The 16201-nt window shown below is 57.6% G+C and carries 16 protein-coding genes; 14 read left to right on the top strand and 2 right to left on the bottom strand.

Translation table 11 applies throughout. From position 1 onward, the window contains the following. The first annotated feature begins 9 nt into the window (after positions 1-9). From NBV64_RS13610 to NBV64_RS13545, 14 genes are all read left to right on the top strand, one after another. Positions 10-519: an A24 family peptidase gene (locus NBV64_RS13610; protein ID WP_321217347.1), complete on the top strand. Its 510-nt coding sequence runs from the start codon at positions 10-12 to the stop codon at positions 517-519. Further along, positions 501-1040, top strand: coding sequence for a TadE family protein (locus tag NBV64_RS13605; protein ID WP_082453633.1), 540 nt, complete (start codon positions 501-503; stop codon positions 1038-1040). Before NBV64_RS13610 ends, NBV64_RS13605 begins: the two co-directional genes overlap by 19 nt. After that, complete coding sequence (locus NBV64_RS13600; RefSeq protein ID WP_009459519.1) at positions 1037-1525, top strand: TadE/TadG family type IV pilus assembly protein; 489 nt, start codon at positions 1037-1039, stop codon at positions 1523-1525. Before NBV64_RS13605 ends, NBV64_RS13600 begins: the two co-directional genes overlap by 4 nt. After that, positions 1525-2478 carry a Flp pilus assembly protein CpaB gene (gene cpaB, locus NBV64_RS13595; RefSeq protein ID WP_239054522.1) on the top strand — a complete coding sequence of 318 codons (954 nt, stop codon included), beginning with the start codon at positions 1525-1527 and terminating at the stop codon, positions 2476-2478. Before NBV64_RS13600 ends, cpaB begins: the two co-directional genes overlap by 1 nt. An 84-nt stretch (positions 2479-2562) precedes the next feature. Beyond that, positions 2563-3897 carry a type II and III secretion system protein family protein gene (locus NBV64_RS13590; RefSeq protein ID WP_009459514.1) on the top strand — a complete coding sequence of 445 codons (1335 nt, stop codon included), beginning with the start codon at positions 2563-2565 and terminating at the stop codon, positions 3895-3897. Positions 3898-3914: 17 nt separating this feature from the next. Beyond that, complete coding sequence (locus NBV64_RS13585; RefSeq protein WP_250755938.1) at positions 3915-5192, top strand: CpaE/TadZ family protein; 1278 nt, start codon at positions 3915-3917, stop codon at positions 5190-5192. Positions 5193-5219: 27 nt separating this feature from the next. Continuing rightward, a complete protein-coding gene (locus NBV64_RS13580; protein ID WP_021446903.1) occupies positions 5220-6554 on the top strand; it encodes a TadA family conjugal transfer-associated ATPase in 1335 nt (444 codons plus the stop codon). Further along, positions 6555-7478, top strand: coding sequence for a type II secretion system F family protein (locus NBV64_RS13575; protein ID WP_009456784.1), 924 nt, complete (start codon positions 6555-6557; stop codon positions 7476-7478). It begins immediately after the preceding gene. A 9-nt stretch (positions 7479-7487) separates the two neighbouring features. Continuing rightward, on the top strand, positions 7488-8468 hold the full coding sequence (locus NBV64_RS13570; RefSeq protein ID WP_026483227.1) for a type II secretion system F family protein: 981 nt from the start codon (positions 7488-7490) through the stop codon (positions 8466-8468). 5 nt (positions 8469-8473) lie between these two features. After that, positions 8474-9472 (top strand): tetratricopeptide repeat protein, encoded by a 999-nt coding sequence (locus NBV64_RS13565; protein ID WP_250755937.1) that lies wholly within the window; start codon positions 8474-8476, stop codon positions 9470-9472. Positions 9473-9497: 25 nt separating this feature from the next. Then, positions 9498-9986, top strand: coding sequence for a DUF3613 domain-containing protein (locus NBV64_RS13560; RefSeq protein ID WP_052159417.1), 489 nt, complete (start codon positions 9498-9500; stop codon positions 9984-9986). 34 nt (positions 9987-10020) lie between these two features. Beyond that, positions 10021-12093, top strand: a complete 2073-nt coding sequence (locus NBV64_RS13555) for a pilus assembly protein TadG-related protein (RefSeq protein WP_021446901.1) — start codon at positions 10021-10023, stop codon at positions 12091-12093. Between the two features lie 20 nt (positions 12094-12113). Continuing rightward, positions 12114-13517, top strand: coding sequence for a sigma 54-interacting transcriptional regulator (locus NBV64_RS13550; protein ID WP_250755936.1), 1404 nt, complete (start codon positions 12114-12116; stop codon positions 13515-13517). 61 nt (positions 13518-13578) lie between these two features. After that, entirely contained in the window at positions 13579-14292 is a 714-nt protein-coding gene (locus NBV64_RS13545) for a DUF2968 domain-containing protein (protein ID WP_031232639.1), read from the top strand. 126 nt (positions 14293-14418) lie between these two features. Here NBV64_RS13545 and NBV64_RS13540 read toward each other — a convergent pair whose 3' ends face one another. Next, positions 14419-15591 (bottom strand): vWA domain-containing protein, encoded by a 1173-nt coding sequence (locus NBV64_RS13540; protein WP_009456769.1) that lies wholly within the window; start codon positions 15589-15591, stop codon positions 14419-14421. After that, complete coding sequence (locus NBV64_RS13535) at positions 15581-16201, bottom strand: GNAT family N-acetyltransferase (protein ID WP_009456768.1); 621 nt, start codon at positions 16199-16201, stop codon at positions 15581-15583. The genes NBV64_RS13540 and NBV64_RS13535 overlap by 11 nt, the downstream gene beginning before the upstream one ends.

The following is a 16201-nucleotide window of genomic DNA, read 5'->3' as shown; positions in this document are numbered from 1 at the left end:
GAATGGCTGATGCTTATGCCCGTTTTAATTAAGCTTTCCTTTATTTTTATTCTGCTTTTCTTTTCCGCTCAGATTATCTATAGCGATCTGAAGCTCCGGAAAATCCCTAATGCCTTATTAGTTTTTTATGGTTTGGCGGTTCTGTTGCACAAGGTTTTTGTCAGTGTGTCCTATGGCCTTCCCTGGGGATGGGTGGCGGGCTGGGGGGACTCCCTGATCGGTTTTGCCGCCGCCTTGATCGTGTTTTATCCAATCTGGTTATTGCGTTTGATGGGTGCGGCCGATGTAAAGCTGATGGCCGTGCTGGGCCTGGCCCTGGGGTGGAAGGAAGCAGGCATGGTGGTGTTGTTTGGCACGGTACTGGCGGGTTTGCATGCCTTGGTATTGGTGCTGATTCCATCCTTGGAACGTAAGTACGGATTTGCTTTGCCGGGAACCCGCGTCAAGGCGCGTAGTGTGCCTTTAGGGGCCTGGTTATCCCTTGCAACAATGGGGTGGGTATGGATGCAAAATCAATAAAGCCCCCACGAGAGGGCCAATTAGCAAAACGGCGTGGCGTAGAAAAAAAATACCAATACGGAGCCTACGCACTGGAATTTGCATTGGTTTTTCCATTGTTGTTTCTCTTCATGTATGGCTTGCTGACGTTCGGTCTGATCATGACCGCGCAGCAGTCTCTTAATTTCGCGGCCGAATCCGGTGCCCGCGCTGCTTTGCTGGAGCCAGGCGCTGGGCCGGGTGGCCCCATGCTCAGTCCGGATCGCCTGCAAGCACGGGTAAATCGGGCCAAGGAAGTGGCCGCCGATCAGGTTCAGTGGCTAAGCACTTGGGTAGGCAGTGAGCATGTGCGCATCACCACGGATTTGCTCAGTGATGAGCTGCGTGTGGGGATTGTGTACGACTACCTGCAAGCCCCCCTGATTCCTCGTTTTGCTCCCGATACCTTGTTTGCGCTGGTTGTGCCCGAACAGTTAAAGGGCAATGCGCAGATCAATCTGCTGGTTGCCGGTGAAGTGGGCACAGCGGGGGATACGCCATGACACGTGCCGCCTGTTTCCTTCCTGCTGCACAACGTCAGCAAGGCGTTGCTGCCATCGAGTTTGCCTTGATGGTGGGGATTCTGTTGTTGATCTTCAGCGGCATCATCACCTTCAGTTCCTTGTTTCTGGCCAAGCAAAAAATGGATCATCTGGTCGGCGATCTTTCTCGCCAAGCGACGATGCAGGTCAAGAACGCCGATGAGATCGCGCCTTTTATAAATCAGGAACTGGCCAGGAACTATGGCAGGGGCCAAGCCAAGAGCGACGCGTTCTTGCATTGGTTTGGCGACCTGAGTGCGGATGTTCAATCCCAGGCGTGTGCCTCGGAGCCTCAGTATGACTGCGCCCAGCTTTCCCTGAAGCTGGAGCTTGAACCCGGAATTCTTTCTCAAACCCTGGATCTGTTCAGGCCTGAAGAGGGTCAGGCAGATCAATTGCGCAGCTTAAGCGCCAAGACACTACTCGTACTCAGGAGACCACATTAATGAGCGGCATTATGAAGGGGGCGGCAGTCCTTTTATTGCTGATCGCAGCCGTATTGGTTGCGTTTGCCTTGTACCTGGGCATGAAGCCCAAACCCGAGGTGGTCCAGCCTGTGCTCAGCACGCAAAGCGTAGAGCCAGCAGCCAACTTGCAGGCGGTGGTCGTGCTCAAACGGGATGTGAAAGCGGGGGAAACCTTGCAGGCTGATGCTCTGGAATTGGCGCAGTGGCCTGCGGCTCCTGCCCAGTCTTTCAACACGCTGGAAGCCTTGAGCGGGAAAACCCTGCGTTTTGACCTGGGCCAAGGGCAGCCAGTGTTAAGCAGCTTCATCGCCAAAAGTCTGGCCAGCTATCTGGAAGAGGGTGAGCGCGCCGTCAGCATTCCCATTGATGTGATCACTGGCGCCAGCCACAGGGTAGAGCCGGGCGATCTGGTCGATATCTTCATTACCTTTAACAGCGGCAACGAAGTCAATGACACCCAGGCCCGCCTGTTGATGTCGCGTGTGCGCGTGCTGGCCTATGGCGGCGCTTCGCTGTCCGGGCCAGATCCGGCAGAGGCCAATGCGACGAATCGTGCCGAGACTCAGGCGCGCCACGCCATGTTGGCTGTCCCCCTGGAGTCGGTGAATGAACTCCTGCTGGCTAGCCGCAGTGGCAGCCTGCAACTGGTCTTGCGTGCTCCCAAGGACGAGAGTTTGCCGGACGCTTCCTTGTTCCCTGAATTTGCGGGTCTGATTCCCGCGCGTGCTGGTCTGGATGCCGATCAGCGCGATGCCTTGAAACTGCCGGATAACCGCGCCATGGCCGGTTTGGGCTTGCGTGAATTTGCAATCAGCCAGACCGAAAAAGAACAGGTGCAGGCACGAGCCCGGGCCAGCGGAGAGCCGCATGCTGCGCCGCCGCGCCGCACGGAAGTTATTCGCGGGGGCCGTTTAGAGGTCATTCAGTATTAAGCAATACAGAGCTTGTTGTGGGGACGGGTCAGCCTGCCTGTGAGGGCTGACGAGACGCGACGCAAGGCAGCATGGATTAAACACATGAGACAGAAAATCAAAAAAGCAGGTCTGGGTTTGGGGTGCTGGTATGCGCTCTGCTTGTCGGGTTTGGCACCAGTGCCGGTGATGGCGCAAACGGCTCAAACCAGCGCCAGTCAGAAGGTGATACGTCTGGTGGCCAACGATCAGGATATTTTGCGCTTGTCGCAAGTTCCGCAGCGTGTGGCGATCAGCGATGAAAGCGTGGCGGATGTGCAAATTCTGTCTGCATCGGCCGGGCAGCGCGGCGAGGTGCTCCTGATCGGCAAACGCGCGGGTACGGCTGATTTGCGTGTCTGGATGCCTGGTCGCACGAATCCGGATCGCTGGACGATTGAGGTGACCAGTCAAGTGCAACAGCAACTGGCACAGGCCGGTCGCCCCATGTCGGCGCAGGTGTCCAGCGCCGGGCAGCAGTCCTTGATTACGGGTAGCAGCCCCTCTTTGCTGGATCACCAGGATGCCATGGCCGCCGCACGCTCCGGCGCTGGTCCGGATGCGCCGGTGCTGGACCTGTCCGAGGTCAGCACCAGTGGCATGGTGCAGGTGGAAGTCAAAGTGGTGGAGGTTTCCCGCGAAGTCATGAAAGACATTGGCCTGAGTGCCAATGCCATTGGTGGCAAGCCCTGGTCGGGCGGGGTGAACTTGTTGCCCAAGGCTCTAACGGGTGGATTGAGCCTGGGGTACAACTCGAGCAACTTCAGTGCGACCTTGAATCTGCTGGAGCAAAATGGCCTGGCCCGTGTGCTGGCCGAGCCGACTTTGGTGGCCATGTCTGGTCATAGCGCCAGCTTTTTGTCCGGTGGCGAAATTCCCATCCCCAGTTCGGGCGGTTTGGGAACAACGACGGTGGAGTACAAACCTTTCGGGATCGGTCTGACGGTAACGCCAACGGTGCTGTCTCCTGAACGTATTGCCCTGAAGGTTGCCCCTGAAGCCAGTGATCTGGATTACTCGAATGTGGTGCAAATGCCCGGTGGCGGTGTGATGCCTTCTTTGCGTACCCGTCGAGCCGATACGACTATTGAGCTGGGTGATGGCCAAAGCTACATCATCAGCGGGCTGGTGTCGCGCCAAACCGCTGCTGCCGTCAAAAAGATTCCCTTCCTGGGGGATTTGCCGATTCTGGGTAGTTTTTTCCGCAACGTGCAGTACAGCCAGAAAGAGCTGGAACTGGTCATTGTCGTCACTCCCCGTCTGATCAAACCTATCCAGAAAGGCGCCACGATTGCCTTGCCGGGTGGTCGTCAGGAAAAACTGGATGACGCACCCAATGCCTGGGGCTACTTCTTGCTGGGCCGCCATGGTTACGAGCAGATGCCAGGGTTTTCGCGCTAAGCGCGTGGAGTGGTGACGTGCAACGATATCGGGAATACCTCTTGTGTACAGAGCACCCCGAGCTGGCTGTGATGATCAACACGGCAGCTGCCGGGCTCCTGACGGTAAGGGCGATTGAGCCCACGACCGAGAGTTTGCGCCGGGAGCTGGCCAAGCAAGCGGAACCTTTGGTGTTTTTTGACTTTGTTCATGGACAGCATGGGGAAGAGAACGGACAGGTAGTAGGTTTGGTTCGCAGTCTGGCGCGGCTCGATGCCAGTGTGCAGCGTGTGGCGGTAGGGCGGGCATCCGTGCCCCAAGGCCCCGTCAATGCCTTGCGGGCGGGTGCCAACGAGTTCCTGAACCTGGACACGAACGAAGATCTGCATCATCAGTTGCAGGTATTGATTGAAAAGCTGGGTCAGACCCAGCACAGCCCTTTGCTGGACAAGCCTTTTCGCAGTGTGCTGTTGATGGGCGCGCGTATTGGTGTCGGTTGCAGTACCGCTGCCAGCAGTCTGGCCTGGCTCTTGCAACAAGAGATGAACCGCATGGGCAAGGAGGTACGAGGTTTGACGTCGGCCAAGCCCTTGCCGGTTGAACTGGTGCCGCTGTCCGAGCGAGTCGGTTTGCTGGATCTGGGAGCACCTACCGGGGACTGTGCCTTGTACATGGGCCTGGGTTCGGAATTTGACTTCATTCAGGCGGCATCACAGCGTCATCGAATGGACGACACCATGTTGCATTCGGCACTGGCACAACACAGCAGCGGCTTGAACCTGCTGTCTTTGCCCGCCGATGTGAATACCTTGAATCAAATCAGTCTGGACGATTCGCTGGGTTTGTGCAGTTATTTGCGTGAACGCATGGGCTGCCTGGTGATTGATGCTGGCGGTTTTCCCAATCCGCGTTTTCTGGTGGAACTGGAATCGCTGGTGGACGAGGTGCTGGTGGTCACAGACCAAAGCATGGGGGCGCTGGTGTCTCTGGCCGAGTTCATGGCCTTGCGTGCGCAGTTCGATGCGCTGGCCAATGTGCGTCTGGTGGTGAATCAGTTTGATCCGGCTTACGGTTTTTCTGGGCAGGCCATTGCCGAGCGCTTTGATCTGGAGTTGGCCGCCGTGCTGCCGGATCGGCGTCTTGGGCATATGCGCAGCGCCGGTCTGGGCAAGATTCTGGTGCAAGTAGATGAGAAGGACCCCTATACCCGTGCCTTGCAAAGTTTGGCATCGGGTTTGATGGGGCGCAGGCAGGGGCTGTCACAAAACAAGGTCAGTACGGTTTTGGGACGGTTGAAATTCAGGTTCGGGGGCTGAACAGGCCCAAGCATGGAAAAGTAAGGCATGAACAATACTTCATTGCTCGGTGGGCGTCCCGACCTGATTCAGGTCCGGGAACAGGCCCATGAACATTTGCTGGCTCGCATCGAAGAGTTGGGAGCCGAGTTTGGTCGCTGGACACGGCAGGCCATACAGGATTTTGTTGGCATCGAATTGGCCAGCTTTGTTCGGTTGAAACGGGTGCCCGTCAACGAACAGGAAGTGCGCGAGATCGTGCAGGCGCTGACCCGCGAACTGGCGGGCCTGGGGCCTTTGGAAGACCTGCTGGAGGACCCGGCGGTTGAAGATATTCTGATCAACGGTTACGACAAGCTGTTTGTGTCGCGCGGTGGCGTGTTGGGCCAGGAGCCCAGTGGGTTTACGGATGATCAGCATGTGCTGCGTATCGTGCGCCGTATTCTGGCTCCGTTGGGACGCAGACTGGACGAGTCGGTTCCGATGGTGGATGCCCGCTTGCCCGATGGTGGCCGCCTGAACGTGGTCATTCATCCCCTGGCGGTGGATGGCCCCATGGTCTCTATCCGTAAGTTCCGCAAGGATCCACTCAAACCTGAAGATCTGATGCGTTTGGGCGCGTTTGACGAGCCGGTGGACCGGCTGCTGCAAGCCGCAGTGAAATCGCGTTGCAATATTCTGATTTCTGGCGGGACCAGTTCCGGCAAGACGTCCTTGCTCAATGCCCTGGCTTTTTACATCCCCAAAACCGAGCGTGTCGTAACGGTGGAAGATACCGCCGAACTGGCCTTGAATCACCCGCATGTGGTGCGCCTGGAAGCACGTCAGGCCGGGTATGACGGCAGCGGCGAAATCTCGATTCGCGAACTCCTGCGCAACAGCTTGCGTATGCGTCCGGACCGGGTGGTCGTGGGGGAAGTGCGGGGTGCCGAGGTCATCGACATGCTGCAAGCCATGAATACTGGTCACGAAGGCTCCATGGCCACGATCCACGCCAACTCGCCGCGCGAATGTGTGTATCGCGTAGAAATGCTGGCCGGGTTTGCGGGCTTTCAGGGCAGCGAGGACAGCTTGCGCAGACAGATCGCCAGCGCGCTGGACTTCATTATTCAGATTGGCCGCCTGCCCAATGGCAAGCGCCGGGTGCTGTCCATTACAGAAGTTACCGGCATGGGCGATGGCGTGATTGCCATGCAAGAGCTGTATCGCCACGAATCCTATGTGCTGGATGATGGCACCGAGCAGGATCGCTGGGTCAGCCTGGGCATTCATCCTCATACCCGCAAGCTGATGCAGTACCGCGATCAACTGGCTAATGAGCAGGTTCAGGCTCAGGACAACACGCCTAAAGAAGGCGGTGGTTTCTGGGATTGGAGACGCTAAATGATGGCTTTGTATATCGCTTTGGCGGCTGTGATTCTGATGCTGGGCGCGGTACTGCTCTGGGCCAAGGGTGCTCAGCGTCAGCAGGTCCAGCGTTCGGCACAGGTGCTCGAGCAGCAGCTGGCTTTGCGCCCGGCGGTACAGAGTAGCGTACGAGCCCAGCCCAGTGCGCAGGATGCCTGGTTGGGAGCACCGAAGGGCTGGCGGGAGTTCATGCTGCGCACCGGCATTCAGCCTTCACGCCGTTTTTATCTGATTCTTTTGCTGGGCACGCTGGTGCCGCCTGCCTTGTTGCTGGCTTTTGTCGGGCCGGTTGCAGGTGGGGCCATGCTGCTTGCCACCGTACTGGGCGCCTATACCTTTCTGTGGTTTCGCAGTGATAAGCGTCACCGCAAAATCGTCTCTCAAATTCCGGACTTTCTGGATCTGATGGTGCGCTTGATCACCATTGGCAACAGCATGGGAGCGGCCTTTTTGAATGCGGCTGACAACACGCCACAACCCCTGGGCCAGGTATTGCAGGATGCAAATTCCCTGCACCGCTCCGGGCAGGATCTGGATGTGGCCTTGCGTGCTGTTTCGCGTCAGCACGGCTTGCACGAGCTCTTTCTGGTTGCCGCTGTAATCAGTGTGGCAATGCGTTTTGGCGGTCGTAGTGATCAGACTATGGAACGTATGGCCGGCTTCATGCGAGACCGGGAAAACGCCCGCAGCGAGTTGGTGGCCTTGTCTGCCGAGGTGCGCCTGTCCGCCTGGATTCTGGCGTTATTGCCGATCCTGATCGGTGTCTACATTCTGATTTTCAATAACGAGCTGTTCCTGACCATGTGGAACGACCCGGTGGGGTTTCGCATGCTGCTGTTCGCAGCAGTCTTGCAGTGTGTGGGCTGTTATTGGCTGTATTGGATGGCACGCAATGTCTAGGAGCAAGACATGATGGCCTTGGAAGCACAAACCGTTCTGGTCTGGGGAGCTGTGGCTTGCGCTCTGGCTGGCCTGATTCTGTTTGCCTTGTGGTTTCACAACCATTGGCAGCAGCGTCAGCAAGCCATGCGTTTGAGCCAGGCGGTGGATGAACGCCTGAAAGGCGCGCCGCACATGACGCAGGCGCCCAGCCAGTCGCGCCAGACGGTGGAACAGATCAAGATGCAGGCGGGCAGCCTGGGCGAGCGCTGGCTGAAAGGGCGCTTCGGGTCCAGTCTGCTTAGCGAGGAAGATCGCGTACTCATCATGAATGCAGGCTTCAAGCACATTGATGTGGCGCGGCAGTATTTCGTCCTGAGTCGAGTCGGCCTGAGCATTGTTCTGATTGTCCTGTTCAGCTTGCTGCCCATGACTCGCAGGCTGAATGAGTACGTGCCATTTGTGTCTGTGTTCATTGGCTTTGCCCTGGGCTGGATGCTGCCCAAATGGTGGCTGGCGCGTCGTGTTTCGCAACGTCGTATGCGTATCGCTGCCGAGCTGCCCTTGTTTGTGGATTTGCTGCGTTTGTTGCAAGGCGTGGGCCTGTCCATGGACCAGACCTTGCACACTATCGAGCGCGAATTCCATGACGTGATTCCCGTCATGGGCTCAGAGCTGACCATTGCGGTCGAGCAATATGCCCGTGGTCGTACTCGTGAGCAGTCGTTGGAGCGGATTGCCAGCGGCTTTACCAACGAGGATCTGGCCGTGATCTGTCGCCTGATTGTGCAGGTGGACCAGCACGGTGGTGCGATGCAGGAACCCTTGCACCGCTTCGGTGTGCGCTTGCGCGAGCAGCGTCGCCTGGAGCTGAAAGCCAAGGTGGGCAAATTGACCGTAAAGATGACGGGCGTCATGGTGCTGACTTTGCTGCCTGCCTTGTTGATTATTACTGCGGGGTCAGGTTTTCTGGCCTTGTTCCGTGGCTTGAGCCAAGTGGCCGGAGGGTGACTTTGATGAAAATGTCGACATGGACTCGTCCCTTGATGCGCTGGGCTGCGCTGGGTTTGGGGAGTACTTTGCTGGTGGCGTGTTCCACCACGGACTCCGCCTACGAGCTGGTGCGTCAGCAACAGGAACAGGAAGCCTTCTTGCAGAGCAAGGAAATTGAGCATTGGGAAAAGCGCAGACCGACTGACAAGCAGATGGCGGTACGCATGCTGGAAGAGACGCAAAAACAGGGCCGCTACTTTGCGTCCCTGGCCTATGCCGAAGCCATGGAAAAGGAATATGGCGCAGACCCGGAGGTCATGGTGTTGCGGGCTGAAGCACAGCGTCAAACCGGACAGCTGGAGCAGGCAGCGCACACCTTCAAGTCCCTGTTGAATACGCCCGTGGCCGGACGGGCTTATCAAGGTTTGGGTTTGATTGCTGGCTCGCAAGAACACTTTGATCAGGCTGCTCATTTCCTCAAGCAAGCGGCTGGGCAAGACCCCACGAATGCGATTGTGCAAAGCGATCTGGCTTATGCCTACTTGCGTTCCGGTCGCCCTCAGGAAGCACGTCTGGCCTTGGGTAAGGCGGCCGAACTGGCCCCGGATAACCCCAAGATACTGAGCAATATGGCCTTGTATTTGCTGGTCAGCCAGGAAACGCAACGGGCTGGTTTTGTGATGCAGCAAGCAGGTATGGACGCCGCAACCCAGCAAGCCATTGTGCAGATGGCCGAACAGATTGGACAGGATCTGGAGCAATTGCACGCCCGTCAGCAAATGCAGAAACAACACGAGCTGCGCATGGCAGCGGCTGCAAAGGATGAGCAGGCCAGAGCCCAGGCGGTGGCATTGAGTCCGGCTACTCCGACGGCGATGGGCCAGGTCGTCTTGAACCGATCCGCCCAGGCACAAAACCCGGCCGTGGCTCGTCCTGCTGCGGTTGTGGTTTCTTCTACGCAAGCGGGCTTGAACCGTCCCTTGCTGGAAAGCCTGGGCCCTGTGTCTTCGTCAATGAATTGATTGCCGTTTTTTCAAGGATATCGCAATGAACCGATCCCGCATTTTGGCCTGCTGCACCTTGTTGATGGCCAGTAGTGCCTGGGCGCAGACACAAGCTCCGCTGACTGGAACCATGGTTTCAGGCACCAGCACCTACCCGGTCAGCACCAGCCCGGCAGCGGCCAGCAATCAGGGTGTGCACACACCGGCCGCTCCGGCGGCAGAAACAGCGCCCGCTGAGCGTCAGCCTTACGAGAAGTACCGCTTGAGTGATGAGGAAGTACACCCTTGGCCTGAAGTGGAAGGCCTGCCTGTGCATGTACAGAACGAGCGCCGCCATATTCCGCCGCGCATCGAGGTGGGGCCTGATACCCGCAGCCTGCTCAGCATGCAGGCCGACCCGGACCGGGAAGGCAAGGTCTTGCCGGTGCATGGTGCGGCAGCCAATCTGGCCTGGGAGCGCTATTTGGAGAGCTTCAAGCATCCCATTCCTGAGTACATGAAAGAGCGCATCAAAACAAACGGTAGTGATTAAAGCCCACAGGGCTGGAGTGGGTCAGGAGAGCGAGATGAAATGGGGAAGAACTCGAACCCAGAGCGAGCAGGCACATAAGCAGCAAGGTTCCATTATTGTGCCTGCAGCCGCCGCGTTGCTGGTGGGGCTGGTGTTGCTGGGGGCGGCGCACCTGGGGCATAACTTCCATGTGAAGCGGGGGCTGCAAAACGCGGCTGACTTGGCTGCACTGGCGGGGGCGCAGGCCTTGGGTTCCGGGGATGCGCTGGGCTGCCAGCAAGGTGAAAGCATGGCCAGGTTCAGCCTGAATAGCCAGCCCGATTCGCCTGCTGCGGGTTTGACGGGCGATGGTGCCAAAGTCTTTTGCGGTAAATGGAATAGCAGCCACAGTGATCCGGCCCAGCGTTTTGTTTCTTCCTTGCCCGCTGATTCCGTGCGCGTGCATTTGAGCTATCAGCCGCCTTCTCTGTTCCCTTTCTTTACTTCCTCGGTGATTGAGGCGGTTGCCACCGCCAAGAACAGTGAGCCGGTTGCGACCTTCTCCGTGGGCAGTCGCCTTTTGTCCTTGAAGCGCAATGGTCTGGTCTATAACCTGCTGCGCGGCGTGGGCCTGCGCCCGGACCAGTTGACGGTGCTGGACTCGGCCGGTTTGGTCAATGCCAAGATTACGCCTTCCGGTTTGTTGAAAGCCTTGGGATTGCCCGCCACGGTTATCGCAGGAGTGGGTACACCTGAAGAATTGGCCCGGCTGGAGCAACTGACTTTGGCCGATTTGCTAAGTGCCAGTCTGGCCTTGCTGGACCAGCAAAAAACACTGGGTCTGGACGTTGGGGCCTTGCAGGAATACATCCGCTTGTTGCTGGGCGTCGGGCCTCTGGATTTGCCCGTCAAACTGCTGGGTGAGGGCGGTATTCTGGCCTTGATCGATGGTGTGGATCCCTTGTCGGCCTTGAATGTGAACCTGGACGTGCTGCAACTGGTCAACACGGGACTGGTGGTGGCCAATGGCAAGAATCTGATTGATTTGAACCTGACTGCGCTGCCTTCCGGTTTGACCAATATGTTCAATAACGCCCTGGATTTGCGAGTGCGGGTTGTGGAGCCGCCCAGCATCGCCATGGGCGGGATAGGCACTAAAGCGAACTCGGCAGGTGTGCGAGTCTATCTGAATCTGGATACTTCCAAGATTCCGCTGGTGGGTCTTGTTCTGAATGCGCTGGGAACGCGGGTTAGTCTGCCTGTCATTATTGAGCTATCCCAAGCCTCCGGCGAGTTGGTTAATGTCTGCCGCGCACCGATTGCCGAGAATCAGGCCACGATTGCGGTCAAATCCTCGCTGGTGAACGTATGTCTGGGCAAGTTCCCACATTCGGATTTTTTCTCGACTAGCAATAGTTGCAAGGATGAATCGTTTGGGGGAATTCAGCGTCATCAGGTGATTAATGTGTTGGGTATCCTGCCTTTGACCGCTAAAGTCACCTTACCCTTAATTGATACAAAAAATCCGGTTCATGTAACGTTGACCGCGCCTCCGGGCGAGCCTTCAGAAGCAACTGTCAACGCCACTCAGCTGGATTTGTCTCGCAGTGTGAGTCTGCTCTCCGATGCTGTTCTGTCGGGTATCCTGGGTGATTTGCTGAACACCCCCTGGAGTGGCGCGTCCGGCAAGCGTCAGATGGCGGAAAGTCTGGTGGGCGGTGGGGCCGGCCGCTCAGTTTCTGAGGTCGTGAACGAGATGAACTGGTCCAAGGAGCGTATGGATCAACTGGCCCGCACCATGAGCCAGAATGGCTTGATCGGTGTGCTGGGCGGAACCCTGGGCTTTGTCGATAATTTGCTGACAACCCTGCTGGGTGCGCCCTTGAGTGATCTGGCCTGCGTGATTGGTGGGATTGGTGGTCAGCAAGCGATGCGCGAATGCCGGACAGGGGCGGTAGAGGTGCTGGTCTTTAAAGACTCCAACCTGGTCGGTGCCGTATTAAGTCTGGTTGTCGCGTTGTTGGACCCGGTATTGCAAGGCTTGAGTGCTCTGCTGGAGGGGCTGCTGAAGCTGCTGGGCCTGAGTCTGGTCGAGGCCGACGTGAAACTTCATGATGTGCAGTGCGGTACTGCCTATCTGGTGCAATAGCGCGGGAGGCGAATACAGCAATGAGCGTCAGCTTTATGGGTAATGAACCCGTTTTATACGTCTGGGAGGGTAGTTCCGATCTGGTGACGCGTGCCGAGCGCGCCATGGAGCCCAGTTCGGTAGCGGTCATGCGCGTAGAGCCTTCCCTGGTGCTGGACGCCGAGCGTCATCCCACGCGCCATGCGGTTGCATTGGTGTCCGTCAGTGTGATGGCCCAGGGACGTTTTGAACAGCACCAGTGGCTGGTCGAGCACGCCATTCCAGTGATCTGGGTGGCCTCGGAGGACCGAGGCTACGACCCGCGTTTTTACCCCTCGGCCTACTCCTATACCTTGCCGCTGTCTTTCAGTCAGGCCGAGCTGCGTACCCTGGTGGCCAAGCTGGCCGGGCTGACCGCACAGGTCGAGCGAGAAGGGCAAGGTGGTCCTCAACCATTAGTAGCCGTATCGCCTGTGATGCGGGCCTTGATTGCTGAAGCGGATATGTACGCCGATAGCGGGGCCAGTGTTCTGATTCATGGTGAAACAGGTGTGGGCAAAGAACGCATCGCTCAATTGCTGCACGAGCGTTCTTCACGAGCGCAAGGGCCCTTTGTTCCGGTGAATTGCGGGGCGGTGCCTGAGGGCCTGTTTGAAGCCCACTTCTTCGGCCACGCGAAAGGGGCTTTTACAGGCGCGATCGGTGCTCATAAAGGCTATTTCGAGCAGGCGGATCAAGGCACCTTGTTCCTGGATGAAATCGGGGATTTGCCCCTGCATCAACAGGTCAAATTGCTGCGAGTACTGGAACAGCGCTCCGTGACGCGTCTGGGGTCAACGCAACAGATTCCGGTTGATTTTCGTATGGTGGCCGCTACGAATAAAAACCTCTTGGGACTGGTGCAACAAGGCCAGTTCCGTGCGGACTTGTATTACCGTTTGGCCGTGGTTGAGCTACTGATTCCGAATCTGGAACAGCGAGGCTCCCAGGAAAAAATCGCCATTTTCTGCGCCTTGCTGGAACAGGCCCTGGAGTGCGACGTCGAGGACATCCCTCAATGGGTTCTGGATGCGGTGGGTAGCATGCGCTTTAACGGCAATGTGCGCGAGCTGGCTAATCTGGTGGAGCGCGTTGCTGTCATGAGCAAGCAGTTTGGGGCCTGGGAGTCGGTGCAGTTGCGGCAAGTGCTGGAACGTTTCAATGCCCCCGTTATGGCCCCGGCTCTGGCTTTGTCTGAAGGTGCGCCCATTCTGGAGCGGCCCGAGCCCGTCATCAGCCTGAGCGCACAGGAGCAGGAAGAGCGTGCACGTATTATTTCGGTTCTGGATACCCAGAACTGGCGACGGCAGGATACTGCTGCCGTATTAGGGATTTCTCGTAAAGTTTTGTGGGAAAAGATGCGCAAATTCAACATAAAGGCACAAGATGCGACAAGCCGCGTTTAGAATACGGGCTGATTCTGTGTATCAAGCTAAACACAAAAAAATTGTTTATCAAGGGATGGGTATGGTGAACCTTAGTCAGAAGACGGCGGTGTTGCTGTCCTTGGGGGGACTTCTTTTATTGTCAGCGTGTAGCTCGGTGTCTTTGGTGCAGGAGCCAGAGCGGCCCGTGGTCGCGCAAACCCAGGAACAAGAGGTTGAAGAGGTAGCCCCGGTTGCGGCTCCAGCCGCTGCTCCAGCGCCCGCAGCGGCCCCGGCTTATCAAAACACCACTGTGGCTCAGTTGCAGCAGCTGATTCAGGCCCGTGCCGTGCAAGAGCTGCGTACCGCCTATAACGGCCGCTTCGGTGCCAGTCTGTTGTTCTCTGCCGAAAGCATGACCTACTACGTGGCCCTGTTCCAGCAGCGTGAGTTCTGGCGCGTCTTCAAGACCACCGACGAATCCCTGGCCGAGCGCATGTACACCCAGTACCGTCAGGACACGGTGGACTATGCCGCCGCCGATCTGGAGCGCATCAAGCTGCAGGCTGAAGTTGCCAAGGCTGAAAAGCAATTGAATGAAAGCGCCGATCAACTGACCGTGCTGCAGAACGACTTGGCGTTGCAGCGTCAGCAAGAGGCCTTGGCCATTGCTCAGCGCGAGGAGTCCCGTCGCGAAGCCCAGGCGCTGGCCGAACAAGAGCGTGAAGCCCGAGAGCAGTTGCGTGAATTGCAGAGTCAGATCAAGGATCTGGAGCGACAGCGTGCCGGGATGTTGCAGCGTCAACGAGGTCGCTGATCGCTGCAATAGCAAAGCCTGATTGAAAGCCCGCACAGTCGCAAGACTCTGCGGGTTTTTTAATCGTAAATAAAAAAAGACCCGAAATTCGGGTCTTTTAACTTGCTGCTTGATAGAGGTCTGATGCTACCGCGACAAGTACCGCATTGCCTCCTCCAGCCCTGCGCTGGTGACGGGGTACATATGGTCGGACATCAGATTCTGAATGATGGCAATGGACTGGCGGTACGGCCAGTAAGCCTGCGGCTCGGGGTTGAGCCAGGCAATACGTGGCCAGTGGTCGTTCAGTCTTTGCAGCCAGGCTGCGCCGGTTTCCTTGTTGTAGTGCTCGACAGAACCACCTGGGGCCATGATCTCGTAAGGACTCATGGTGGCATCGCCCACGATAATGACGCGCCAGTCCTCGTTGTACTTGCGCAGCAAATCCCAGGTTTCCAGTCGTTCGCTTTGGCGGCGTGAGTTGTTCCGCCATACCGATTCATACACGCAGTTATGGAAGTAGTAGGCCTCCAGGTGTTTGAATTCGGAACGTGCGGCCGAGAACAGGGATTCAACCTGGGCGATGTGGTCATCCATGCTGCCGCCTATATCCAGCAACATCAGTACATTGACGCGGTTTTGTCGCTCGGCCTGCATTTGCAAATCCAGCATGCCCGCATTGCGAGCCGTCTCGCGTATGGTGCTGTCCAGGTCCAGCTCAGTGGGGGCGCCCTGACGTGCAAAGCGTCGCAGGCGTCGTAGCGCCATCTTGAAGTTGCGTGTGCCCAGCTCTTGCTGGTCGTCGTAGTCCACGAACTCGCGCTTTTCCCAGACCTTGATGGCGGTACGGTTCCCTGCCGAAGGGCCACCAATGCGGATACCTTCGGGATGATAGCCACCATGTCCAAACGGCGAGGAGCCGCCGGTTCCAATCCACTTGTTGCCGCCTGCATGACGCCCTTGCTGCTCTTTCAGACGTTCCTTGAACATCTCCAGCAGCTTTTCCAAGCCATGCTTTTCCAGTGCAGCTTTCTGTTCCGGAGTCAGGTTACGCGTCAGGGTTTTGCGCAGCCAGTCCTCGGGCAGGGTTTTATCTTTGGCCAGCGCTTCCAGCTGCGGCTGATAGAACTCCCCAAAGGCTAGATCAAAGCGGTCGTAAAGCGTTTCGTCTTTGATAAGAACCAGTCTGGATAGATGATAGAAATCGTCCAGCGTGGGCGGCATGATGCCTTTGCACAAGGCGTCCAGCAGCGTCAGGTGTTCCTGAATGGAGACCGGCAGACCGCGTTCGCGCAGGTGGTAGAAGAAATCAAGCAACATGGCTGTGCTGCCTTAGTTTGTCCAGCAAGTGGGCGCGGGTATCGGGCCACTCGCCTGCCATCAAGCTGTAGAACATGGTGTCGCGTATCGTGCCATCGCGGCGGATGGCATGGTGGCGGACACGACCATCGAAACGCGCTCCCAGCCGGGTGATGGCTTGCTGGGATTTGAAATTCAGGTGGTCGGTACGCCAGCCCACGACTCCGGCTCCCAAGGTCTCGAACGCATATTGCAGCAGGAGCAGTTTGGCCGCGGTATTGACGTGGCTGCGCTGGGCGCTGCGGGCGTACCAGGTGTAGCCGATTTCCAGGCGGGCCACTGGCGCAATAATGTCGTGATAGCGCGTAGTGCCGACAGCCCGGTCTGTTCTCAGATCACGCACCAGAAAGGGCAGCATATGGCCTTGCTCCAGGCCGTCCAGCGCCTTTTTTACATAGTCCTGGGCCTGGCCGGGGGCGGGCACGCTGGTTACACGTACATTCCAAAGTTCGCCATCGGCAGCCGCGGCATCCAGTAACTCCACGTGCGCCAGTTGCAAAGGCTCCAGACGCACGTCCCATCCTTCCAGTGTCACGGGGGCCAATGGCTGGGAAAAAGCGCTTGTTTGCAT

The organism is Alcaligenes sp. DN25 (assembly GCF_023674485.1).
Taxonomy (GTDB): Bacteria; Pseudomonadota; Gammaproteobacteria; order Burkholderiales; family Burkholderiaceae_B; genus Alcaligenes; species Alcaligenes phenolicus.
Note: the sequence above shows the minus strand (reverse complement) of the source record. Positions and strands in the feature narration are given on the sequence as shown.

Bases quoted from the DNA above. Each gene is read 5' to 3' on its own strand.
- NBV64_RS13610 (WP_321217347.1), top strand. From the start codon at position 10: ATGCTTATGCCCGTTTTAATTAAGCTTTCCTTTATTTTTATTCTGCTT.
- NBV64_RS13605 (WP_082453633.1), top strand. From the start codon at position 501: ATGGATGCAAAATCAATAAAGCCCCCACGAGAGGGCCAATTAGCAAAA.
- NBV64_RS13600 (WP_009459519.1), top strand. From the start codon at position 1,037: ATGACACGTGCCGCCTGTTTCCTTCCTGCTGCACAACGTCAGCAAGGC.
- cpaB (WP_239054522.1), top strand. From the start codon at position 1,525: ATGAGCGGCATTATGAAGGGGGCGGCAGTCCTTTTATTGCTGATCGCA.
- NBV64_RS13590 (WP_009459514.1), top strand. From the start codon at position 2,563: ATGAGACAGAAAATCAAAAAAGCAGGTCTGGGTTTGGGGTGCTGGTAT.
- NBV64_RS13580 (WP_021446903.1), top strand. From the start codon at position 5,220: ATGAACAATACTTCATTGCTCGGTGGGCGTCCCGACCTGATTCAGGTC.
- NBV64_RS13575 (WP_009456784.1), top strand. From the start codon at position 6,555: ATGATGGCTTTGTATATCGCTTTGGCGGCTGTGATTCTGATGCTGGGC.
- NBV64_RS13570 (WP_026483227.1), top strand. From the start codon at position 7,488: ATGATGGCCTTGGAAGCACAAACCGTTCTGGTCTGGGGAGCTGTGGCT.
- NBV64_RS13565 (WP_250755937.1), top strand. From the start codon at position 8,474: ATGAAAATGTCGACATGGACTCGTCCCTTGATGCGCTGGGCTGCGCTG.
- NBV64_RS13560 (WP_052159417.1), top strand. From the start codon at position 9,498: ATGAACCGATCCCGCATTTTGGCCTGCTGCACCTTGTTGATGGCCAGT.
- NBV64_RS13555 (WP_021446901.1), top strand. From the start codon at position 10,021: ATGAAATGGGGAAGAACTCGAACCCAGAGCGAGCAGGCACATAAGCAG.
- NBV64_RS13550 (WP_250755936.1), top strand. From the start codon at position 12,114: ATGAGCGTCAGCTTTATGGGTAATGAACCCGTTTTATACGTCTGGGAG.
- NBV64_RS13545 (WP_031232639.1), top strand. From the start codon at position 13,579: ATGGTGAACCTTAGTCAGAAGACGGCGGTGTTGCTGTCCTTGGGGGGA.
- NBV64_RS13540 (WP_009456769.1), bottom strand. From the start codon at position 15,591: ATGTTGCTTGATTTCTTCTACCACCTGCGCGAACGCGGTCTGCCGGTC.
- NBV64_RS13535 (WP_009456768.1), bottom strand. From the start codon at position 16,201: ATGCAAACAAGCGCTTTTTCCCAGCCATTGGCCCCCGTGACACTGGAA.